Genomic DNA, 23424 nt, shown 5'->3' with positions numbered 1-23424 from the left:
TATTGAATCAACAAATGGCGCAAAAAATCGGATTTCAAATTACAGTTCATATTATCAATAAAAACCTTGAGTTTATTGGAACACCCTGTTATTTGGCTGGAAGTTTTAACAATTGGTCGGTTGATGGCTTTTTTCTCGGAGAAATACCGCCGGTAGGGGAAGTTTTAACGGCTGTTTTACCACCTGTGGATGCGGGCACGCTTGAGCTAAAACTCACACGAGGGAGCTGGGATACTGTACAATCTGGAGCTGACGGTAAATTGCCTGGTGCTTTTACAGTCGAGGTGGATCGAGACATGGATATCACGTTGGAAGTAGAAGCATGGCGCGATCAATTTTCTTTGTCGACGGCCAGCAAACAGGTGCATTTGTTAGACGAACGATTCTACTTTCCGCACCTAGATCGTTACCGTAGGATTTGGCTCTACCTTCCCGCTGATTACGAGAAAGGAGCGGCGACGTATCCCGTATTGTATATGCATGATGGACAGCATCTTTTTGATGAGGCAACCTCAGTAGGGCGGGCGGGTCCTGTAGAGTGGATGGTGGATGAGACAATAGATGCTTCACGCGATCAGTCTATTGTTGTAGGTATTGAACATGCGCCGACGTATGCTGAGCGGCAGGAAGAATTTTTGATGCATAGTGATGCCGCGGTGGTTCGAGGAGAAGCTTATTTGAAGGATTTGGTGTTCATACTGAAACCTCATATCGATGCACATTTCCGTACCAAGAGCGATAGATTGCACACAGCTATGGTTGGTAGTTCATTGGGAGGGTTGATCACGTTGTATGCCGGATTCCGCTATCCCGATGTATTCGGCAGCTTGGGTGTATTCTCTCCATCTATTTGGATAGAAAAGGACTTTCTGCTGCTGGAAGCAAGGGGGAAATTAAAGGATTGGAAAAGGCGAGAAGATCTGCCCTGGTTCTACCTCTACATTGGAGCAAAAGAAAGGCGGTCCGATCGATCAACAGGTGTACAAGATATGTTGGCCGATGTAACCACGTTTGCTGATTTATTGATCGAAGAAGATAAGGTAACCGCGCATGTAGATATCGATCCAGAAGGAAAACATGGCGCACTATCCTGGCAAAAAGCTTTCAAGCGATTTTACAACTGTTGGCAAAAAGAAATTAATTAAGATACATTTTTATAACTAATAGCAAGCATATGAGTAAGTATAACGTACGTTTTAACAAGTCAAAAAGCTGGAAGGTTTTATTGGCGGTTTCTGGATTGACACTTCCTTTTTTATCTGCTGAAGCACAACAAGTGCATAAATCGTCTCCTGCTGGAAAAGGAGTGTATGAAGCAGCAATTAATGCCAAAGATGGACATATTTATGTAACTGCTGCAGGATCTCGTACTGCTCCAGGAGGAGCTTTGTATAAGATCGAGCCAGGTAGCCTTTCTATCGTAGATAGCATCTCTTTAAAAGAAAATCCTCCTTTCGGAATCGCTATTAATAACAAAACACAGGTAGCGTACACAAGTAATACCCGTACCAATTCGGTTAGTGCAATAGACTTGAAGTCGGGTAAGCTTTTGGCAACAATTACACATGGAAGTGAAAAGTCACATACGCGTGAAGTTCTTGTTGATGAGGATAACAATTTGGTATACGTGAGTGATGTCGGCGATCCGAGTAGTATTTGGGTAATTGATGGAAAAACAAATACCTTTTCCCATCTTATTCCAGATCTTGGAAAAACAGCTACAGGAATGACCTTTCTTGGGAAGCATGATAAATTATATGTAACCGTTATGGGGAATAATACCGTCGCTGTTATTGATACAAAAACAAGAAAAATTGAACGTTCGTTTGACTCTGGCGGCGAAGCTCCCGTAAATATTGTGAGTGACGGCAAACGTTTGTTTGTTACGAATCAAAAATCGGGAACAGTGACCGTGTTGGATAAAGAAGGTAAGTTGTTAAAAAGTATAGCCGCAGGAGAAGGAGCAATTGGTATTGCCTATGACCCTGTCAAAGACCGTATTTATTCTGCCAATAGACAAACGGGGACGACGACGGTAATTGATGGTAAGACATATGAAGTCTTGGCCGATTTGGCTACAGGCTCACACCCTAACCACGTTAAAGTTGATAAGTCGGGTGTTGCCTATGTTATCAATAAAGCAAAAGGAGGACGTCCAGTAGAAGGGCAAGCTCCAACGGTAGATACCAACGGTGATACCGTTACACAGATAAACTAGTGATCCTTTAGTATTGTAAAGCTGAAGTTGTTTTCTGGACAGGAGTTGCTTTTATGTGCTCCTGTCTCTTTCTAACTTCAGTACATTTAAGTAGAGAGGGCCTTAAATGTACTCCAGTATATAGTGAAGAATCAAGAAGAGAGATAATTTTGAATAGATATTTACGAACTTTAATGGTACAGTTTGCCGCTGTGCTTTGTGTCCTGCTTCTTGTATGGATTTCCCTGTTTACGGGAGTGAAAGATATCCGGGTGTCAGAACTGTTTACGGATAGCGATAAACTTCTTTTTTTTCTCATTAGCCGAATTCCTAGAACGTTGGCATTGGTTCTTGTTGGCGCTGGATTAAGCATTTCGGGCTTTGTTATGCAACAGCTCTCGCAGAACAGATTTGTTTCTCCTACGACTGCAGGATCGTTGGAAGCTGCCAAAATGGGGATACTCTTTGCCTTGATGTTCATTCCGCAGGCGAGTTTGCCTATGCGCATGCTGTTTGCATTGATTTTTACCTTCTTATCTTCTTTTGTATTTATCCTTTTTGTAGGACGTTTGAGGCTCCGTAACACGGTGTTTATTCCGTTGGTAGGCTTGATGTTTGGTGCAATCTTGAGTGCGATGTCCACATTTTTTGCCTACAAACAAGGAATCGTTCAAAATACACAAGAATGGCTTCTCGGCGATTTCTCTGCGGTGTTGCAGGGCCAATATGAGTCGGTTTATTTCATTCTGCCTGCCGTATTATTGATATATATTTATGCCGAACGTTTTACAATAGCGGGTATGGGCGATAGTTTTGCAAAAAATCTGGGATTATCTTATACCCGTATTGTTCAGATTGGACTCTTTACGGTATCCTTAGTCGTAAGTGCAGCAGTAGTGACCGTAGGAGCGATACCCTTTTTAGGGCTTATCATTCCGAATGTTGTTCGATTATTTGTGGGTGATAATCTTCGCCGTGTGCTTCCTCTTACAGCTTTTATTGGAGCGTCTTTTCTGCTTGTTTGCGATATCGTTGGACGACTCGTGATCTTTCCTTATGAGATTCCTATAGGGATGACCGTAGGAATAATAGGAAGTCTAGTCTTTTTAGTTTTGATTTTACAGCATAAAAGATGAAACCTATATACAAGTTAATTGGAATGCTGCTCTTTCTGGTAGGGGCTATCGTACTGTTCATGTACTACGATGTACATGGAAATAGCACTTATGTGTTGAGTAAGCGCGCTATACGTGTGGGGAGCATGCTAGTGGTTGGAATGAGTGTGGCTTATTCTTCCATTATTTTTCAAACACTTACCAATAACCGGATTTTGACTCCATCCATTATGGGGTATGAAGCAATTTTTATACTGTTTCAAACCGTAATTGTGTTCCTCTACGGAGATAAATCATTTAAAGTTCTTTCACAACAACAGAATTTCTTTTGTGCGGTTCTTTTTATGCTTCTTTTTTCCTTCTGCATGTATATGTTGATGTTTGGCAAACAACGGCGGGGAATGTTTTATTTGTTGTTAACAGGAATGGTATTGGGTATTCTGTTTCAGACATTAAGTCAATTCATGCATGTGTTGATCGATCCGAATGAATTCTCCATCGTGCAGAATTTTATGTTTGTTTCTTTTGCAAAGATGAACACAAAGCTGTTGTCGATTGCTTCTATTACCTTATTGGGCGCCGTGTGTTATGCAATGTATTATGCGAAGTACCTTGATGTAATGTCACTCGGAAGAGAGCACGCAATTAATTTAGGCGTCGATTATCAAAAATGGGTACGACGGTTTATGTTGATTATTTCACTGTTGGTATCTGTATCTACGGCGTTGGTTGGGCCTATTACTTTTTTAGGTATTTTGGTGACCAACCTCACCTACGAAATGTTTCGAACACGTAAGCACGTAGGAATGTTGTGGATAGGAAGTGTCATTGCCTGTTTATGTTTATTGATTGGCCAATTTCTCGTAGAACATGTATTTAGTTTCTCCACAACGGTCAGTATTATTATCAATTTTATAGGAGGCGTATATTTTATGTATTTACTATGGATGTCGCGGAAAAAAGTAAGTTAACCTTCGAAAAGGTAGGAAAGAAATATGGAAAAACAGAGGTGTTGAAAAACCTTTCAGGGACTATTCCTACAAGGCAGATCACCTCGTTAATAGGGCCAAACGGTGCGGGTAAAAGTACGTTACTCGCCATACTTAGCCGTTTGCTGGTACAAGATTCAGGTTCTGTTTATTTCATGGAGAGGGATTTGACTTCTTATAAAGGAGAAGAGCTCGCGAAGAAACTTTCGATTCTGAAGCAATCAAATCACTTGGAGATCAAGCTGACTGTTAAAGACTTGGTTTCCTTTGGCCGTTTTCCTTACAGCAAAGGAAGACTGACAGCAGAAGATTGGCGTAAAGTATATGAGGCATTGGTCTTTTCGGATCTGACAGCAATGCAAGATATGTATATCGATGAACTCAGTGGCGGGCAAAGACAACGTGCATTCATAGCGATGATCATTGCCCAGGATACAGATTTCATCTTATTGGATGAACCGCTGAATAATCTCGATATGAAGCATGCGGTACAAGTGATGAAAACACTGAGACGATTGGTCGACGAGTTGGGAAAAACGGTTGTCATTGTGATTCATGAAATCAATTTCGCCGCACAGTATTCAGATCATATTGTTGCATTGAAAGATGGTGAAATTCGCTACAACGATCGGACGGAACATGTGATCCATGCGGATGTCCTTCGTGAAATATTTGAAATTGACTTCGATATTATCGAAACCGGCACAAAAAAAATATGTAATTATTTTAATTTATAAAGAACAAATGGAAAAAAAATCTGCTTTTAACGCTCTATTTTGGACGTTACTTCTGTTATTAGCCGTATTTACAGGATGCCAATCATCAAGCACCACGGCAAATGAAGGACAGGATTCTGTAGAAATAAAACATAAATTAGGACTGACAAAAGTACCTTCACAACCGACACGTATTGTGGTGTTAGATATAGGTGCTTTGGAAACTTTGCACGAGCTAGGAGTAACACCCACTGGAGTTCCCAAGAAATTTATGCCCGATTATCTTGCTGACGTTAAAGCAGACCCTAAGGTAAGCGATGTAGGATCAGTAATCGAACCCGATTTTGAAGCCATCAGCGCTCTTGCCCCACAACTTATTTTAATATCAACGCGGCAAGAGCGATTTTATCAAGAGTTAAGTGAAATAGCACCTACAGTTTTTATCGGAACAGACACAAAAAATTATATACCGTCTTTTATTGAAAATGCCCAGCTTTTGGCCAAAATTGTGGATAAAGAATCCTTAATTCAGCAAAAGCTAGATTCCTTGCAACTGCAGATTGCCGCAGCACAGAATAAGTTTAAAACAGATCCCAAAAAAGCATTGTTTTTAATTTACAATAATGGGCGTTTTAGTGCCTTTGGTAAAGGGTCTCGATTTGGGTTTATCCATGATGTTCTTCATATTAAACCTGTTATGGAGTTGAAAGATGAGTCGGTACACGGGCAGCGAATTTCGAATGAGCTTATCGCAGAGGCAAACCCCGACTATCTATTTATTGTCGATCGTAACGCTGCAGTGCTGAGTAAAAAAGCAGATCGAAGTGAAATTGAAAATACATTGGTTAAGCAAACAGCAGCTTATAAAAACCAACAGATTTTTTATTTAAACCCTGACGTGTGGTTTATTTCTGGAGGAGGACTTACCTCTGTCAAAATGATGATTAACGATATTGTTCAACTTTTTAATTAAGCAGGAGTGATGGAAAAACCGACGATAGCAAAACACCTATTTGAAGTTGTAGAAAAAGAGTTTATTACCCCCCATTATATTCGGGTGAGGCTCCGTGGTGAAGGAGCGAAAGATTTTAAACAATGTAGTCCAGGAGCAAATAATAAAATTTTTATTCCGCCTGCGGGAACAAAGGAAGTGCAGTTTGCTTCCTTCTCTGCCGAAAAAGGCGAATGGGTCATGCCTGACGAACATGTTAAGCCTATCGTCCGTACCTATACGCACCGCGGTATCGATGTAGAAAAGAATGAAATCATCATCGATTTTGTAAACCATGGTGACAATGGTCCGGCATCCTCTTGGGCGAGAAATGCAATGCCTAAGGATCAGCTAGGTGTTGCGATGAAGTTACGGCCTACGGTGTTGTGCCCAAATGTAGCATGGTATCTGTTAGTTGGCGATGCCACAGCAATACCGGTTTTAAGCTGTATTTTAGAAGCGTTACCGCAAGAAGCTAAAGGTATCTGTATTATAGAAGTGCCGTCAGCCGCCGATATCCATCCGGAAGTCGTCCATGAAGGATTTACGGTGCAATGGGTGTTTAATGAACATCCTGAGAAAGGAAGTACATTGGCCGAAGAAGTTAAAAAAGTGGAACTCCCTGTTGAACAAACTAAATTCGCTTACATAGCTTGTGAATATCAATCGGTAAAAGCAATTCGTCACTATTTTCGCGAAGAGTTGCAATGGAGTAACCAAAATATGTACGCATTTTCTTATTGGAAAGCGGGCGTCGCCGAAGATCAATCTGCACAAGAGCGCAGAGAGGAAAAAAAACAGGATTAGAAAAAATGATATCCTGAGATACAATAAAAAACGCCCCCTTTTCATATCGATTAGGGGGCGAAGATTAAAATGAAAGATGGATTTTTTATTGACGCCAACCGCCACCGAGGGCTCTGTATAATGTTACGACTGCCGTAAGCTGCTGTAATCGGTCGGCTACGCCTTCCAGTTGAGCGCTTAATAAGTTCTGTTCTGCCGTTAACACATCGGTATAATTTGTGTTAGCCGTGTAGCGAAGTAATTCTTTCGTGAAATCTGTCGCTTTTTCCAGATCTGTAATTTGTAGTCTGCGAATTTTCTCTTTTTCCAGAGCCATTTCATACGAATAGAGCGCGTTGCTTACCTCTTGACCGGCTGTAAGGAGTGTGCTTTGAAACGTGTAGTAAGCTTCCTTTTGTGTTGCTTTAGCCAGCTCAAATTGTTGTCTGTTCAAACCTTGATTAAAAATAGGTTGTGTTAGACCGCCGATTAAGTTGCCGTAAAATGTGCCTGCGAAGAATCCTTGTAACGTATTTGCTGTAGCCCATCCTGCTGTTCCCGATATGGTGAGTGAGGGATAAAAGTTCGTTCGTGCAACGTTCGTTAATTCAAAGGCATTTTGGAACGCAAATTCTGCCTCTTGTACATCAGGTCGGTTTGCGAGTAGCTGAGCAGGTACCCCGGTTGCCAATTTCTGATCGATTGTTTGTGCGGAGAACGAACTTCTAGAAATACTGTCCGAAGGAATAGCAAGGAGAAGGCTTAATGCATTTTCTATTTCTCTTCTATTTTGATTTAAATCTGGCAACTGAAGCTCCGCAGCTCGTACATTTACCTCACTGTTCACGATATCAGCTCCTGTAACAACAGCACCTTGCTTTAATGCTTTTACAATTTCCACATCCTTCTTACGGTTTGCTATAGTAGAATTGACAATGCGGATCTGTTCATCGTAAGCTAAAAGCTGGTAATAGTTCGTCGCGATAGAGGCGATAAGTTGTGTCTGCACAGTCCGCCTGTAGGCATCACTTGCTAAGAGTGCCGCAACCTGTGCCCGTTTTGTGCTGCGAAGTTTCCCCCATACATCAAGTTCCCAACTTGTTGTTGCGGTTAGCGCATATAAGGTATTGTTGGGAAGAGAGCTCACATCCACCCCATTTGCCCGTACCTGTGCCGTAGAAGGCTTACTGTAGGTCGTTTGCGCCTCTGTTGATAGCGTAGGGAAAAATGCAGCCTTACTTTGCTTTAGATTGGCGGCAGCACTTTCCATCCGTGCTAAGGCGATCTTTAAGTCATAGTTATTTTCTAACCCTTTTTGGATTAAACGTTGTAGTGCTTCATCTTTAAATAACCTTTGCCAAGGAATTGATGCGATATTGCTGGTATCACGATCCGACGAATCGCGATAAAGCTTTGTGTTGCTGTGTAAATCGGAAGGGCGTTCATAATGCTTTGTGATGCCGCAAGATGAAACCAGTACGATACCGATAAAAATACTATTTCTATATTTTTTATACATGGACATAACCTGTTTTTTTAGTGAACTGAAACGACCTCTTCTTCATCATCATCTGCAGGATCTCGAGGAGGGCCGCTTATCTTTTCCTGTAAACCTTGGAAAATCATAAACAATACGGGTATAATAAATACCCCGAGTAATGTGCCTGCAAGCATGCCTCCTATAGATCCCACACCAATAGATATGTTACCATTTGCACCCGCTCCTGATGAGAATAATAACGGAAGTAGACCGAAGATAAAGGCGAAGGAGGTCATAAGAATAGGTCTTAAACGAGCTTCTGCACCTTCCAATGCCGCTTCATAAAGAGAGAGACCATGCTTTCGTCTTTGCAATGCAAATTCTACGATAAGAATCGCGTTTTTAGCGAGTAGGCCAATGAGCATAACCAGTGTGATCTGAATGTAAATATTGTTATCTAATCCCCAGAGATTGACAAATGCAAATACGCCACATAATCCGATAGGAAGGGAGAGGATAACAGCTAGAGGCAATAGATAACTTTCGTATTGTGCACTCAACAAGAAATAAATAAACACTAAACTCAAGGCGAAGATATATACGGATTGCGTACCACTTTTCTGTTCTTCTCTACTGATGCCTGAAAATTCGAAGCCATAGCCAGCAGGAAGGGTTTGTGCAGCAACTTCTTCGATGGCTTTTAATGCTTCTCCGGAGCTAAACCCTACACTTGGTGATCCATTCACGGTCATGGAGGTGAAGAGGTTGAACCGCGATATGCTCTCTGGACCATAAACTCTCTCTAGTGAGATAAACTCGGTAATTGGTGCCATATTTTCACCATCATCTGTACGTACATATATTTTGTTTAGCCCATCAATGTTTGCTCGGTATGCAGTATCAGCCTGTACCAACACCCGATATTGTTTACCGAATTGATTGAAGTTGCTCGCGTAAGATGCACCATAATAAATTTGCATGGTGCTAAGCAATGAGCTGATGCTGATTCCTGCCTCCTGCGCTTTCGCAACATTGATATCCATCTGGTATTGTGGAAAGTTGGGATCGAAAGGGGTTGCCGCATACTGGATTTCAGCACGTTTGTTTAGCGCCTCCAAAAACTTCTGTGATACCTCATAGAATTCAGCCGTTGTGTGTCCCGCTTTATCTTGCAGCTGGAATTCAAATCCACCGCTGGCACCGAACCCAGTGATCGTTGGCAGAGACATGAAGAAGATTTTGGCGTCTTTGATATGTGCCGTTTTGTTTTTTAGCTCCTGGATCACATCTTCATTTGAAATGCCTTTGCGATCGTCCCAATGTTTTAACTCCACAATTTCCATTGCATAGGCACTTCCACTACCAGCCATGAAATTTTGTCCTACCATTCGCAGGGCATTGTTTACTGCGGGTACGCTCCGCGTGATACTATCTATCTCATTTGCTATGGCTGCAGTACGCTCCATGGAGGATGCCGGAGGAAGACTGATACTCACAAATATGGTTCCCATGTCTTCATTTGGAACAAAACTCGAAGGTGTTTTTTTCATCATATAAAATAAACCTCCAGCAAAAAGGATAACAAAAAGTATCGTCAGCCATTTTTTAAAGGCAAGAAACTTAACGACAGATTGGTATCTATTTAACAGGTTGTCATACCCCGCGTTAAAGGCTACCCCAAAACGATACATAAATCCTTTTTTCTTTTCTTCCTCACCGGTGACATGATGTGGAGGTTTTAGAAATAAAGCGGCCAAGGCTGGGCATAAGGTAAGCGCATTGACGGCGGATATTATAATGGCTATGGCGAGTGTTATACCAAACTGCTGGTAAAATACCCCCGTAGATCCACCGATAAAGCTTACCGGTAAAAAAACGGCCGACATGACTAACGTAATCGATACAATAGCCGAAGATATTTCAGACATGGCATCTATGGCCGCTTTGCGAGGCGATGTATAGCCACTTTCTAATTTAGCATGGACAGCTTCCACCACTACGATGGCATCATCGACTACGATTCCAATGGCAAGCACCAACGCAAAAAGAGTAAGTAGATTAATGCTATATCCAAAAAGATAAAGAAAGAAGAAGGTACCTGCAATAGCTACCGGAACGGATATCCCGTGGATGATTGTGCTGCGGAAATCTTGTAAAAAGATGAATATCACCAAAAACACGAGTAAGAAACACTCGATCAACGTATGGATCACTTTTTCAATCGAAGCGTCCAAAAATTTGTTGATGTTAACCATGTTGGTGTTATGCAAACCCGCTGGGTATGATTTAGCGGCTTCATTAAGTACTTTTGTCGCTTCTTCAATTACTTTTTGTGCATTTGCTCCCGCAATTTGGTTCACGGATATGTTAACAGTTGGTTTACCATTTACCAAAGCTTCGCTACTGTAACTCTGTGCGCCAAGTTCGACACGGGCGACATCTTTCAGACGTAAGAATTGACCGTTACCTTTTGATTTTATGATAATATTTTCAAACTCTGTTACCGATTGTAATTTCCCTTTATATTTGATAACATATTGAAAACTCTGGTTGCCATTTTCGCCGAATTTCCCAGGGGCAGCTTCAATATTTTGCTGGTCTAAAGCATCTGTTACATCTTGCGGTATAAGACCATAGACAGACATAACATCGGGTTTCAGCCATATGCGCATGGAATAATTTCGAGAACCAAATGCCGAAGCATCCCCCACACCATTGATCCTTTTCAGTTGCGGAATAATATTGATCTCCGCATAATTTTGTAAAAAATTCTGATCGTAATCTGCATTTTCACTGTAAACTGCTGTAATTAACAAGTTGCTACTTTGCCTTTTTTTGACGGTAACACCGGCCTGGGTTACTTCCTGAGGAAGTAAGCTGCTGGCTGTAGAAACGCGATTTTGAACGTTTACAGCAGCCATGTCGGGATCTGTTCCTACTTCGAAGTAAACACTGATGGTTGCGCTTCCATCGTTGGTCGCCGAGGAAGTCATGTAGGTCATTCCTTCCACGCCGTTGATCTGCTCTTCTAATGGTACAATGACACTTTTTAACACAACATCTGCATTTGCGCCTGTATAGGATGCTGATACTTGTACGGTAGGAGGGGTAATATCGGGATATTGAGCAACGGGTAAGGAAACCATTCCCAATATACCTAACAAGACAATCAGTACGGATATCACCGTACTAAGTACAGGACGGTCTATAAATACTTTTAAAAAAGTGGATTTTTTTTTCTTCATTACAATGTCTATTTGCCTGTACTATCTGTTAAATTTTTTGGATCGACGCTATGTGGAACGATAAGAACACTGTCTTTTAACCCTGTAATCCCGTTTAATACAACTTTTTCACCTTTCGTTAAGCCAGACTCTACAATGAAATATTGACCATCATTCGTGGAAGTTGCTGTAATAGATCTACTCAATACGCGGTTGTCATTACCTACGGTATAGATCATTCGTTTATCTTGAAGTTCATAGGTCGCCGATTGCGGTACTACGAGTGCACTGTCCAACTGACGCGGTATTCGAATTGTAGCACTGCCTCCACTTTGTAGTAAAGCGCCTTCATTGGGGAAGATTGCTCTAAAGTTTGACGACCCGGTTTCTGTCGTGATGAGGCCGCTGGCTGTCTGGATGATTCCCGTTTTCTCATACATCGATCCGTCGGCGAGAATCAATTGAACAGCCGGCAGATTTTTTAACTTCTCTTGAATAGTATTTCCTGTAAAGCGACGGTTGAAATCCAAGAGTTGTTTCTCATTAAGAGAAAAATATACATACATGTCTTTATTTGCCGACAGCGTAGTTAAGGGGCTTGTGGAGGTACTGCTTACTAGGCTTCCTTTCTTGTATGGAATTGTTCCGACAATACCATCGGCGGGGCTCGTAATTATTGTATAACCTAAATTTGCCTGTGCATTTGCTAAGGTCGCATTGGCTTGTGCAAGAGCCGCTTTTTTCGCTTTTAGTGTATATTGAGCAGATTCGAGTTCATACGCGCTTATTATTTCTTTTTCGACAAGCGGTCGCGTTTTTCGGACAGTCATTTCCGCGGCATCTACATCGGCTTGTGCTGTTTGTATAGATGCTTGTGCACTGCGTAGTTCTTGTTCATATTGTGGGCTGCTTATACGAAATAAACGCTGTCCTTTTTGGACCCGAGCGCCTTCGTCGATATACAATTCTTCTAAATACCCTTCCACTCGGGGGCGTATTTCAACGACTTCTTCACCTTGAAGCGTGGCCGGATAGTCGGTGTAAATATGTACTACCTGTGGCTCGATTTGCAGTACTTCATGTTGCTGTTCCTCGCTCGTTGTTGATTGCGCCGGCTGTTGCGAACAAGCGGAAATCGTTATCGCGAAAATTGATGTTAAACCAATCAAGGGGAAGATGTTCTTTGTATTCATCCTTTGTTCTTGTTTATTATTCTGATGGTCAAAGAAAGTGACTTTTTGGTCGCTAAACAGATATAATAGACTGACCCCTTTTTTTCATAGACGGAAGTTGGATTATTATCGATAAATCCAATGTGCGACAATGGTATTCGCTTCCTGATGCCTTTTGTCGGTTAGTAGATCCTTTTGATAGAGAGCAGGTCCGCTTTCGTCTATTGCTTGTTCTAAAAATAGTATTTGTGCTTAAATTTGTACATTGTCTTATTCGTGTAGCATTAGCAACCAAAAATGATTGTTTCATTTCGAAAGTATATCAACATAGGAATCCATCTCTTAGGATGGACATTATTAGGCTTCTTACAGCTGTACTATATCCCCCTAACATGGAATGTGGAAGTGCCTACTTTCTTTTGGCTTTGGCAGTCCTGTGTACTCTTGATGATGATTGTAATATTCTATGTAAATGCTAAGCTCATTGTACCCCGGACAATTGTTGCGGATAAGCCCATCTTATTTATCATATGGTTAGTACTCTGTCTTTTACTGCTACAACTGATAGCCTACTACTATATCTCTACAACACATATGCACGAACGTATTTCAAAATTGTTAGGCAATACGTTTCGTGGCGAGCGTGTCTTCGATAATTTTGTGTTTACAGTTACCTTACTGGTATTAGCTTTAAGTACGGGCTGGGCTATGCTTACCCACTGGCAAAAAGCTGCACAAAGAGAACGGGCATTGGAAAGGGATAAAATGATGACGGAATTGGCATTATTAAAAATGCAGATCAATCCCCATTTCTTTTTTAACTCGCTCAATAGCGTCTATTCGCTCACTTATATCGATGTTGAAGATTCCCGAAAAGCTCTTCTAACCTTGAGCCGCATGATGCGTTATCTATTGTATAATACCGAAGAGGAGATGACCAGCCTATCAAAGGATGTTGATTTTTTGAAAGATTATGTTTCCATTATGCAACTGCGGGCAACGAAAAAAGTGTCTATTGATTTCCAGATACCGGACCTGTTGATCGACTACCCCATTGCCCCAATGTTGTTATTGCCATTTATAGAGAATGCTTTTAAGCATGGCGTAGATGCCACAGCTAATGGTAAAATTGCAATCCATCTATCCCAACAAGAAGGGCGTATCACTTTATCGGTGATGAATACTGTTTTTGAACAACGTACGCCGCTGTTAGCAGGAGAGGGAGGGGTGGGACTGACCAATACACAGCGACGTTTGCAGCTACTTTATCCTGACAGGTACTTGCTACAGACGGGGATAAATAAGGACGGGAAATACGAAGTGTTATTAACGATAGATCTTGCTTCATGAAGGTTTTAAAATGTATAGTGATCGATGACGAACCTTTAGCGCTACGCCTAATGGAGACTTTTATTGCACAGACGCCGTTTGCAGAATTGTTGGCTACTTGTGATAATGCGATTGAAGGTATGGAATTATTAAGGAAAACGGATGCAGATCTTGTTTTCCTAGACATCAATATGCCAAAGTTTAATGGGATGGAGCTTGCCCGCTGGATGCAGCAACAATCGTTTAAATTGCCTTATATTATTTTCACTACAGCATACAATCACTATGCAATAGAGGGGTATAAAGTCAATGCTGTAGATTATTTGTTGAAGCCCTTTGGCTATGAGGAATTCTTAAGAGCTATGGGAAAAGTGCTACAAATGATCGAAAAGGAGGTGGTTGTCTCTACCGCGAAGAAAGATGAAGATGTATTATTTGTCAAAGTTGAATATCAATGGGTGAAGGTTTATTATGATGATATTCTTTATATAGAGGGATTAAAAGACTATGTCCGTTTTTATCTTCGTTCCCAAGAGAAGACCTTATTATCTCTGACTTCGTTGAAAGTATTGGAAGAAAAATTGCCATCGTCGATGTTTTTAAGAGTACATAGATCCGTTATTGTAGCCTTGAAAAGTATAAGCAGTATTACGAAAAACTCTTTGTTCATTGATGAAAAGGAAATTTCTATTGGTGATCAATATAAAGAAGCCTTCAAGACTATTGTAGACCGTTGGTTGCTTTAGCAAGAAATAAAACAGCCTCTCCTGTGGAAGAGAGGCTGAACCTTGACTAACCTAATATGAAAAAAACTCCAAAAATTACTTGTTTAGTATGCTTGTAGTTTAGGCCTTTATGACTCGCGAGAGACATTCAACCCAACCTTAATCTCCGAAAATTACTATAGATTTCTCCGTAGGATTATTTTGGTAATTAGCATAATACAATAGTAATGCTTCTGCTCGTAAATGGCAACCTGTACTATCCTGATGAGCTTTCCTGAATCGAAGATGGGAATAAAGTGAAGTTACAAAATGAGGCATGGACATCCTGAAAAACGACCACCGCAAAGGATGGTCGTTAGTCGCACTAAATTTTATGTGAAATGAAAGGCGTTAACACTATTAAGGGCAAGCTTAATAGGTAACAGTTCGATTATGCTTTTTTGTCTTATGGATGAACGTAGAGAATTCCATAAATCAGCTTAATCGGATAGTTTATGCAATAATAACCAATTGTTGTAGAGCTTGCAACCTGAGCTGTCCTGTGCGATCTGGAACTGTTTTCGTTACTCCTGTTTGGCATATTCACTTGGAGAATATCCAAATTTTAGTTTGAAATTTTTTCGGAAGTATTCGGGGTCGCTGAATCCAACCATGTAAGCAACTTCACTCACGTTGAACTTCTTATCTCGAAGTAACTGCTGTGCTCGTTTTAGACGGAGTTCTTTGATAAGATCAGCAACACTGCAGCCTGTTAGTGCTTTCATTTTTCGATAGAGCTGAGCCCGGCTGAGCCCGATAGATTGACAGACTTTGTCGATTTTTAAATCCGAGTTCGAAATATGTTCCTCTATATAGGTAATCACTTTTTGGAGTAAAATCTCATCGGGCGACTGTACGGTTAAAGCAGACGGTTCTATTGAAATTTTCTGTTTAAATTTTTCCTGCATACGAAAACGGGCAAGGAGCTGGTTGCGCACTTTTAAAGCGAGGATCGGGAGGTGGAAGGGTTTGACTAGGTAATCTTCTGCGCCTGTCTCCAAACCTTCGATTTCATATTCAACAAGGGTGCGTGCTGTTAGTAGAATGACCGGGATGTGACAGGTCAACAAGTTTGCTTTGATCTGTCTGGTAAAAGAAATTCCATCGACCTGAGGCATCATCACATCACTTATAATCAAATCTGGAATTTTCTCCTGGGCGAGTTGAATGCCCAAGTATCCATTTTGAGCTTCAAGAACGGTATATTCCTTGGCGAAAAATTGAGCCAAATAGCTGCGAAGTTCATCGTTATCCTCCACCAATAGGAGGGTGCATTTTCGCGGAAGCAGAGGACTTTGCTCGCTAGGAAGGAGTTCCTCTCGTTCGTTTTCGGACATGAATACACTCGGGGCTGGAAGAGAATCCGCAGGAGCACTTGCCGGCCCAAAATCAATAGGAAGCGCAATTCGAAAGATGGTTAATTTGAATTGTGCCGTTGATTGTCGGCTTTCAACAGTAAGATTGCCACCATGCATTTCTACTAATGACTTGCTGTAGGTTAACCCTAATCCCGTTCCACCAGGCACTGTCGCTTCACCTTGTAAAAAAGGTTTGAATATCTTTTCCAGATCACCCGTAGAAATTCCTGTCCCATTGTCGAATACATCGATAAATAGTGTTTGATCTCTTTCAGAAAGTTTCACCTTAATCGTGCCGCCGGAAGGCGTAAACTTGAAGGCGTTGGAAAGTAAATTATACAGTACTTTCTCGATTTTATCTGCATCAATTTCAGTAAAAGAAATGGTATTTCTAAAATTTGTCGCCAAACGTATTCTCTTCTGTCGGGCTTCTTGCGAAAATGAATCGACGACTTTTTGTACAAGCAGATTGATGTCTGTTTTTTCCAGATGAAGCCTTTCGTGTCCTGTTTCGAAACGTCGAATATCTAGAAGTTGATTCACCGTTTTTAGCAGCCTATTTCCATTGTTTTCCATGGTCTGTAGCTGCTCCCGGATGTTTGTATCTTCCTTGCTCCAGGTTTTCATCTGCTGTATGGGAGATAAGATCAAGGATAATGGCGTCTTTATCTCATGGGAAATATTGGTAAAGAATTGGACCTTACTTTCGTGTAGCTCGCGTTCTTTTTCATGAAGGATAGCTTCATAGGCCAGCTTCGATTTTAAATTTGTGTACCTTGTTATATAGTAGTAGAAAGCATATAAAAGTGCCAAGAAAATTAGAAAATAGATAACATATGCGCCAGTGCTTGCCCAGATGGCCGGTGCGACCGTGATAGGGAGTGTTGTCGCTGTTGCGGTCCAAATGCCATCGCTATTGGAAGCTTTTACCTTAAAAACATAGTTGCCCGGATTAAGATTGGAATAACTGGCAACTCTTTTGCTTGCATCGGTATAAATCCAATCTTTGTCGAATCCTTCCAGCATATACGCATATTTGTTTCCCGCAGGATTTGCATAATGTAAAGCTGCAAACTCAATACTAATGCTTTTATCTTCGTGGGTCAATTCAATATTTGGACTAAGGTACAAGGGTTGATGAAGAACAACACGACCATTTACATTTTGGTTTACTTCGACAGCTTGATTGAGAATACGTAACTCCGTAAATACAATGTTAGGCGGTGTAGGGTTTGTTCGTATACTATCTGGAGAAAAAAAACTCACGCCTTTGTTGCCACCAAAATAAAGTCGATTCGAAAATGAACTACGGTAAATAGCCCCCTCTGCGAATTCATTGTTCTGAAGTCCATCTTGTTTTGAAAATGTCCGTATAGAGAAGTCTTTCTTCGCAATCCGGGAGATACCTTGTTTATGACTAACCCATATAAAGCCACTCTGATCCTGTGTTATGCCTGCTATCGTGCCTTTAGGCCAAAGATCAGATTGCTGTGATAGGTGTTGTATACTATCGATTTTTGGATTATAGTAGTCCAACCCATTTCCTGTTCCTATCCATAAATTTCCGGAGTTGTCTTCGAAGATACTATAGATTCTGTTGTCACTTAGCGACTTTTGCGCATTTGTGCCATGTTTTAGTTGCTTTTGCACCACAAGCTTGCCATCTTCCTTTTCTTTTAGGACGACTATTCCGCCCCCTTCAGTTCCTACCCAAAGTTGTTGCTTACTGTCAAGATACATGTACCATACATGCGCATGAGGAAGGAGGTTTTCGACACCAAAGTGGATCAGACTGTCCCTGCTGCGGTCGTATTTAAGAAGACCATTCCAACTCGCTATCCAGATGTTACGTTTTGCATCTTCAACAAAGCTAAATACTGCCGTCCCCGCAATAGCAAGAGCTTCAAAATGTTCGATTTGATTTGTTTTTGGATTGAAGCGATCCATACCTCGCTGGTGTCCAATCCATATCATTCCTTCAGAATCGCAAAAAATACGCTTGATGTAATCGCTTTTTATAGATTTTGGATCGTCTGGATGGTGTTTGAAGTGCGTATATTCTCCTGTTGGAGATATTCGTGTAATTCCTTTGCTGCGTGTGCCGATCCACAGATTACCAGCTTTGTCTTCACAAATTGACCGGATCGTGTTTTCAAGCAACGAGTTATGACGATAGGGGTGATGGTATAAATAACGAAAGGGAGTAGCGTCGAGATAACTCCTATTTATGCCGTTGCTGTAGGTACCCACCCATAACACTTTGTTGTCATCGAGAAAGATGTCGCTCACATACGAATCATTAATCGACCAAGGATTCGAAGGGTCTACAGTATAGGTTTTCTTTTTATTCGAAGGGATATGCGTCTCGACAAGTGTCGTACTCACATTGTCTAATGACCAATGTGCATCTTTATAGGTGTAGTTTACTTGCAGTCGATGATCCCGTCTATTGATTTTGCCTTTTAGTCCTTGTGGTATTTCCGTGAGCGGTATACGTTCAAAATCATCGGTTTCATAGTTGTATCTACAAAGCGAATTCTCATCAAAAGTGGAAATCCAAATATTACCATCAACATCCTTTAGTACATTGTGAATGCGATTGTTGATAATGCTCTTCGGGTTATTGACATCATAACGATAAACACGAATACTGTATCCATCGTAGCGGCATAGACCTGACCATGTCCCAAACCACATAAAACCGTATTTGTCTTTCGCTATTCCATGGATCGTACTGTGAGGAAGTCCGTTTTCGGAAGTGATGTGGTCAAATTTTAATTGTAGAAATTGTGCTTGGATAGCAAGGGGGCGACTTGTCAGTAGCAAAACTGAAAGTGCAACGATAATACAAGTATATATTCTTCCCCGGGTTAGCATGTTAGCCTTTTTTGATCGTGTTAAATGTAGAAAAAAAAGTGGATGAATCAAATTTACGGGATGTATGACGCTTTTTTACGGGGTAATGTTTGCTTGTCCTTTCTAGTTTTGAATGTTGACCAACAGGTATGAGGTCATCACTTGAATCACATTCAAGATTAAGCTAGTCAAATTACCTGTGTTAAACCTATTTATTTTTGTATGGAAACTTTAGTTATTTCTTCCAATGCGCGGACGGTCACGAATGTTGATCTAATCAAATCGATTAAAATCAATGATTTTTCATCAACTCCAAAGTATGTACAATTAGCGGATGCTATTGTAGAGGCAATAAAGAATAAAGTTGTTGAAGTGGGGGATGCACTACCTTCCATTAACGACTTAAGTTACCACTTGCAAATCGCAAGAGATACGGTAGAAAAGGGCTATCGTAAATTGCGGATGGAGGAGGTGATATCCTCGTCTCCAGGTAAAGGATATTTTGTTGCGAAGGAACATGTATTTCGTTTGCGTATAGCTGTATTTTTAAACAAACTCAGTGCGCATAAGAAAATTGTTTATGATGCCTTGGCTGGAGAACTTGGTGATCAAGCTTCGCTAGATCTATTCGTGTACAATAGTGATATCACTCATTTACGTAACTTACTACAGGGATTACCTCAGCCTTATGACCATTATGTTGTATTTCCTTATTTCAAGGAAGGAAAAGATAAGGCTCCTGAAGTACTATCAACGATTCCTGCAGATAAGCTACTGCTGTTAGGCCGTGAGGTTGAAGGGCTGGAAGGGGTATTTCCAATCGTATGCGAAAACTATGAAAAAGATATTTATGAAGCTTTAGAAAGTATCCGCGAACCACTATCTAAATACGATGTATTAAAACTTGCTTTTCCGGACAACAGCGATTATCCGAAAGCAATCATCAAAGGTTTCTATAAGTTTTGTCAAGATTATGCTTTTGAACATATCCTTGTGGATAATGTTAAAAGAGAATCTATTAAGAAAGGGACCTGTTATATCAATTTGGCGGAGGATGATCTTGTTTACCTTTTGGATAAAGTAAGCTCGAAGGGGATGGATATTGGAAAAGACGTGGGCATTATTTCGTACAATGAGACCCCTTTAAAGAAGTTTATTTTGAATGGTATAACGACATTATCTACTGATTTCAAACTGATGGGTGAATATGCTGCTGCTTGCATCACAAATAACCTGAAAAGTCGTCTAGAAGTGCCTTTTTATACCGTTTTACGCGCTTCTGTCTAATATTTTTAGTGTAAATAGACCAGATTTGACAGGATGGTTCAGGATGCCATTCTTAGATATATTTATTAGTTTCGCCGTATTATAAATCAATAGAAAAAAACCTATGGTTCCATTACGTTTCTGTGCTTTTTGCTTATTAACAATGTTTTATGCTATTTGTGCAAATGCACAGGTAACGAAGCAGGTACAGTATCTATCTGGAACAGATAATGAGCACACTGTCGACTGGGATTTTTGGGTAACAGGTGGGCGAAATGCTGGTAAATGGGGTAAAATTGCTGTGCCGAGCCATTGGGAGCAACAAGGGTATGGGGCCTATAACTACGGACGCGATTATGTCACCTATGGGAAGAACTTTCAGTTTCATGATGAAAAGGGGCTCTACAAGCATACTTTTTCCATCCCCAACAGTTGGAAAGGAAAGAAGATCGCTATAGTTTTTGAGGGAGCAATGACCGATACAGAGGTTAAAATTAATTCTCGCACAGCAGGTCCCAAACACCAAGGATCTTTCTACCGTTTTAAATATGATATTACCGACAACGTAGTTTTTGGGAAAGACAATTTATTAGAAGCCACAGTTGCTAAAATGTCGGAAGATAATACCGTTAACAATGCGGAACGCTTAGCTGATTATTGGATTCTAGGCGGAATATACAGACCAGTGTATTTAGAGGCAACACCTGTTGCACATATCACATGGACTGCTATTGATGCGAAAGCAGACGGTACTTTTCGTGCCAATGTTTACTTAGAGGGGATTAAAAAGAAAGGACTTTTACAAGTCGAACTCAAGGATAATGCAGGGAGAGTTGTCGCTACGGAAACCGTTACAGTCAACGCAGCGGATACCTTAAAAAATGTTTCTTTAAAAGTCAAAAATCCACTTTTATGGACGGCAGAAACGCCGCACTTATATCATGCTGTATTTTCATTAGATCCAAAATCAAAGGACGGGTTCCAAACCAAGGAGCGCTTTGGTTTTCGCACAGTGGAAGTCCGCGAAGGTGACGGAATCTTTGTGAATGGCACAAAAGTTAAAATGAAAGGTGTAAATCGTCACGTATGGTGGCCTGAAACGGGTAGAACAGTCAATAAACAACTTGATTTGAATGACGTTCGTCTTATCAAGCAAATGAATATGAATGCGGTAAGATGTTCGCATTATCCGCCTGATAAGTCGTTTTTAGAGCTTTGTGACTCGCTAGGCCTTTATGTTCTTGATGAATTGGCGGGTTGGCAAAAAGCTTATGGTACATCCGTAGGAAAGAAATTAGTCAAAGAAATGGTCGTTCGTGATGCGAACCATCCGTCCATCATCTTGTGGAGTAACGGAAATGAAGGTGGACATAACAAAGAATTGGTGGGCGAATATGAGAAATATGATCTCTCCGCCCGCAAAGTTATACATGCTCATCATCGGCCCGGAAATGAAATCAATGGAATAGATTGTAATCATTACGAAGATTTTTATTCAACAAAGAAAATATTAGAAGGACCAAATATCTATATGCCTACGGAGTTCTTACATGCTCAGGACGATGGGGGAGCAGCAGCAGGGTTGGCTGATATTTGGGAGTTGCATTGGAATTCAAAGTTGGGTGCAGGGGGATTTATTTGGGATTTTGCTGACGAAGGAATTGTCCGTACAGATTTTAATGGTGTAATTGATGTGAACAGAGTGAATGCTCCCGACGGTATCCTAGGGCCTCATCGGGAGAAAGAAGGAAGTTTTTATGCGATTCGGGAGATCTTTTCACCTGTACATATTACCTTGAAGAAACTGACTGCCGATTTTGATGGTACGATTGATGTCGAAAATAGATACCACCACACCAATTTAGCGTCATGTCAATTTGAATACAAGTTGGTTAATTTTGAGAAACCTTATGCGGATCGTTCGGGAATGGATTCGGTATTGGTAGGCAAAGTGACGAGCCCTAATATTGACCCTACACAGCAAGGTAAGATCAATTTGGCCCTTCCTAGTAATTGGCAAACATTTGATGCGTTGTTATTGACGGCTATAGATCCGTATGGAGAAGAAATTTACACTTGGTCTTGGCGTGTTAGAAATAATGCTGCAATTGCGGCATCCGTTCTGCCTGTGAAGACGAAAACAGCGGTAGAACTAAAAGAAGATTCTGTACATTACATCTTTAAGGCGAATGGTATAACAGCTTTTATCTCGAAGAAAACAGGATTGTTGGCTGATCTTGCCAACGACTATAGTATGAAGCTTTCCTTTAATAATGGACCGCAATTGGTCAATGGCGAATCGGCCCTCCAAGCGGTGAAAGCGTTTCAAGAGGGAGATCTTCCTGTCGTTGAATTTTCTTACCAAGGTAGTTTATCTTTTATCCGTTGGAGTATGCAGCCCGATGGCTGGTTGAAATTGGATTACGCTTATCAGCTTCAGGGGCCTGTTTCTTTTGCTGGTGTAAGTTTTGATTTTCCAGAAAACTACGCTATCACGGCGAAATGGTTGGGGAATGGACCTTATCGCGTTTGGAAAAATAGGTTACAAGGGGTGAGCCTGAATACCTGGGAAAATATGTACAACGATTCTAAAGCAGGTATTGGTCCTTGGGTGTTTCCAGAATTTAAGGGGTATTTCTCTGATGTCAGTTGGATACAATTTAATACCACACAGGGAAAATTCCTTGTTGTCACGCCGCAAGACGATATGTATGTCCGCCTGTTTGATTTTTACGGAATATCAGGGCCTCAAGGCTATCCAAAGCTGCCACAGGGAAATATATCTTTTCTAGATGCCATTCCACCCATTGGAACAAAATTAGCGATGGGAATTAATAGCAAAGCAGAAGTAAATGGTCCTGCGGGTGAACTCAGTACCTTCGACAAGCCGCTTAAAAGAACACTTTATTTCTATTTTGGATTGCCAAAAGGAGAAAAAGAAAATACACAATTTGTGATGCCGAAAGAAAATATACTCACGGATTAAATTCCATTTTAATCCTATAAAAAATCCTTTAGTTTAGTTAGTTTATGTCTTGGGATGGTGGCCGCCTGGTCTACCATCCTTTTTTTGATGAAGTCTACGGGATCTATGTTCTTGCTGCTTACCTTTCAGGTTTCCATATTATGTCTCTTACGATAAAGCTGTATTATGCAATTTAGATAGGTATGATATACAGAT

General features: G+C 40.9%; 15 protein-coding genes. 11 read left to right on the top strand and 4 right to left on the bottom strand.

All coding sequences use genetic code 11. The features are described 5' to 3' along the window. Positions 1–14: 14 nt before the first annotated feature. From ACSZOX_RS16115 to ACSZOX_RS16085, 7 genes are all read left to right on the top strand, one after another. Complete coding sequence (locus tag ACSZOX_RS16115) at positions 15–1145, top strand: alpha/beta hydrolase (protein WP_437921110.1); 1131 nt, start codon at positions 15–17, stop codon at positions 1143–1145. A gap of 29 nt (positions 1146–1174) precedes the next feature. Next, positions 1175–2218 (top strand): YncE family protein, encoded by a 1044-nt coding sequence (locus tag ACSZOX_RS16110; protein WP_437921108.1) that lies wholly within the window; start codon positions 1175–1177, stop codon positions 2216–2218. A 149-nt stretch (positions 2219–2367) separates the two neighbouring features. Then, the gene (locus ACSZOX_RS16105; RefSeq protein ID WP_437921106.1) at positions 2368–3333 is read left to right on the top strand and encodes an ABC transporter permease; all 966 of its coding nucleotides are present in this window, start codon (positions 2368–2370) and stop codon (positions 3331–3333) included. After that, a complete protein-coding gene (locus tag ACSZOX_RS16100) occupies positions 3330–4283 on the top strand; it encodes an iron chelate uptake ABC transporter family permease subunit (RefSeq protein ID WP_437921103.1) in 954 nt (317 codons plus the stop codon). Before ACSZOX_RS16105 ends, ACSZOX_RS16100 begins: the two co-directional genes overlap by 4 nt. Further along, positions 4256–5038: an iron ABC transporter ATP-binding protein gene (locus ACSZOX_RS16095; protein WP_437921101.1), complete on the top strand. Its 783-nt coding sequence runs from the start codon at positions 4256–4258 to the stop codon at positions 5036–5038. Before ACSZOX_RS16100 ends, ACSZOX_RS16095 begins: the two co-directional genes overlap by 28 nt. A 7-nt stretch (positions 5039–5045) precedes the next feature. After that, positions 5046–5990, top strand: a complete 945-nt coding sequence (locus ACSZOX_RS16090; RefSeq protein ID WP_437921099.1) for a siderophore ABC transporter substrate-binding protein — start codon at positions 5046–5048, stop codon at positions 5988–5990. A gap of 9 nt (positions 5991–5999) precedes the next feature. After that, positions 6000–6815: a siderophore-interacting protein gene (locus ACSZOX_RS16085; protein ID WP_437921097.1), complete on the top strand. Its 816-nt coding sequence runs from the start codon at positions 6000–6002 to the stop codon at positions 6813–6815. Between the two features lie 85 nt (positions 6816–6900). On the opposite strand, the gene ACSZOX_RS16080 is transcribed toward ACSZOX_RS16085, so the two are convergent. Genes ACSZOX_RS16080 through ACSZOX_RS16070 form a run of 3 tightly spaced genes read right to left on the bottom strand, consistent with a single transcriptional unit; the run spans position 6901 to position 12691 of the window. Beyond that, positions 6901–8319: an efflux transporter outer membrane subunit gene (locus ACSZOX_RS16080; RefSeq protein ID WP_437921095.1), complete on the bottom strand. Its 1419-nt coding sequence runs from the start codon at positions 8317–8319 to the stop codon at positions 6901–6903. Between the two features lie 11 nt (positions 8320–8330). Then, positions 8331–11519: an efflux RND transporter permease subunit gene (locus tag ACSZOX_RS16075; RefSeq protein WP_437921094.1), complete on the bottom strand. Its 3189-nt coding sequence runs from the start codon at positions 11517–11519 to the stop codon at positions 8331–8333. An 8-nt stretch (positions 11520–11527) separates the two neighbouring features. Further along, positions 11528–12691, bottom strand: coding sequence for an efflux RND transporter periplasmic adaptor subunit (locus ACSZOX_RS16070; RefSeq protein ID WP_437921093.1), 1164 nt, complete (start codon positions 12689–12691; stop codon positions 11528–11530). Between the two features lie 276 nt (positions 12692–12967). Here ACSZOX_RS16070 and ACSZOX_RS16065 point away from each other — a divergent pair, with 276 nt between their 5' ends. Next, positions 12968–14020: a sensor histidine kinase gene (locus tag ACSZOX_RS16065; RefSeq protein WP_437921092.1), complete on the top strand. Its 1053-nt coding sequence runs from the start codon at positions 12968–12970 to the stop codon at positions 14018–14020. Further along, on the top strand, positions 14017–14745 hold the full coding sequence (locus tag ACSZOX_RS16060; RefSeq protein ID WP_437921091.1) for a LytR/AlgR family response regulator transcription factor: 729 nt from the start codon (positions 14017–14019) through the stop codon (positions 14743–14745). Before ACSZOX_RS16065 ends, ACSZOX_RS16060 begins: the two co-directional genes overlap by 4 nt. Before the next feature lie 542 nt (positions 14746–15287). Here ACSZOX_RS16060 and ACSZOX_RS16055 read toward each other — a convergent pair. After that, entirely contained in the window at positions 15288–18998 is a 3711-nt protein-coding gene (locus tag ACSZOX_RS16055; protein WP_437921090.1) for a two-component regulator propeller domain-containing protein, read from the bottom strand. Between the two features lie 201 nt (positions 18999–19199). On the opposite strand from ACSZOX_RS16055, the gene ACSZOX_RS16050 reads away from it, so the two are divergent. Together ACSZOX_RS16050 and ACSZOX_RS16045 are read left to right on the top strand one after the other, a co-directional pair. Continuing rightward, on the top strand, positions 19200–20264 hold the full coding sequence (locus tag ACSZOX_RS16050) for a GntR family transcriptional regulator (protein WP_437921089.1): 1065 nt from the start codon (positions 19200–19202) through the stop codon (positions 20262–20264). Between the two features lie 142 nt (positions 20265–20406). Beyond that, on the top strand, positions 20407–23229 hold the full coding sequence (locus ACSZOX_RS16045) for a glycoside hydrolase family 2 TIM barrel-domain containing protein (RefSeq protein ID WP_437921088.1): 2823 nt from the start codon (positions 20407–20409) through the stop codon (positions 23227–23229). Positions 23230–23424 lie beyond the last annotated feature (195 nt).

Origin of the sequence: Sphingobacterium sp. LRF_L2 (assembly GCF_965644235.1) — a bacterium.
GTDB lineage: Bacteria > Bacteroidota > Bacteroidia > Sphingobacteriales > Sphingobacteriaceae > Sphingobacterium.
Note: the sequence above shows the minus strand (reverse complement) of the source record. Positions and strands in the feature narration are given on the sequence as shown.

Bases quoted from the DNA above. Each gene is read 5' to 3' on its own strand.
- ACSZOX_RS16115 (WP_437921110.1), top strand. From the start codon at position 15: ATGGCGCAAAAAATCGGATTTCAAATTACAGTTCATATTATCAATAAA.
- ACSZOX_RS16110 (WP_437921108.1), top strand. From the start codon at position 1,175: ATGAGTAAGTATAACGTACGTTTTAACAAGTCAAAAAGCTGGAAGGTT.
- ACSZOX_RS16100 (WP_437921103.1), top strand. From the start codon at position 3,330: ATGAAACCTATATACAAGTTAATTGGAATGCTGCTCTTTCTGGTAGGG.
- ACSZOX_RS16095 (WP_437921101.1), top strand. From the start codon at position 4,256: ATGGATGTCGCGGAAAAAAGTAAGTTAACCTTCGAAAAGGTAGGAAAG.
- ACSZOX_RS16090 (WP_437921099.1), top strand. From the start codon at position 5,046: ATGGAAAAAAAATCTGCTTTTAACGCTCTATTTTGGACGTTACTTCTG.
- ACSZOX_RS16085 (WP_437921097.1), top strand. From the start codon at position 6,000: ATGGAAAAACCGACGATAGCAAAACACCTATTTGAAGTTGTAGAAAAA.
- ACSZOX_RS16080 (WP_437921095.1), bottom strand. From the start codon at position 8,319: ATGTCCATGTATAAAAAATATAGAAATAGTATTTTTATCGGTATCGTA.
- ACSZOX_RS16075 (WP_437921094.1), bottom strand. From the start codon at position 11,519: ATGAAGAAAAAAAAATCCACTTTTTTAAAAGTATTTATAGACCGTCCT.
- ACSZOX_RS16070 (WP_437921093.1), bottom strand. From the start codon at position 12,691: ATGAATACAAAGAACATCTTCCCCTTGATTGGTTTAACATCAATTTTC.
- ACSZOX_RS16065 (WP_437921092.1), top strand. From the start codon at position 12,968: ATGATTGTTTCATTTCGAAAGTATATCAACATAGGAATCCATCTCTTA.
- ACSZOX_RS16060 (WP_437921091.1), top strand. From the start codon at position 14,017: ATGAAGGTTTTAAAATGTATAGTGATCGATGACGAACCTTTAGCGCTA.
- ACSZOX_RS16055 (WP_437921090.1), bottom strand. From the start codon at position 18,998: ATGCTAACCCGGGGAAGAATATATACTTGTATTATCGTTGCACTTTCA.
- ACSZOX_RS16050 (WP_437921089.1), top strand. From the start codon at position 19,200: ATGGAAACTTTAGTTATTTCTTCCAATGCGCGGACGGTCACGAATGTT.
- ACSZOX_RS16045 (WP_437921088.1), top strand. From the start codon at position 20,407: ATGTTTTATGCTATTTGTGCAAATGCACAGGTAACGAAGCAGGTACAG.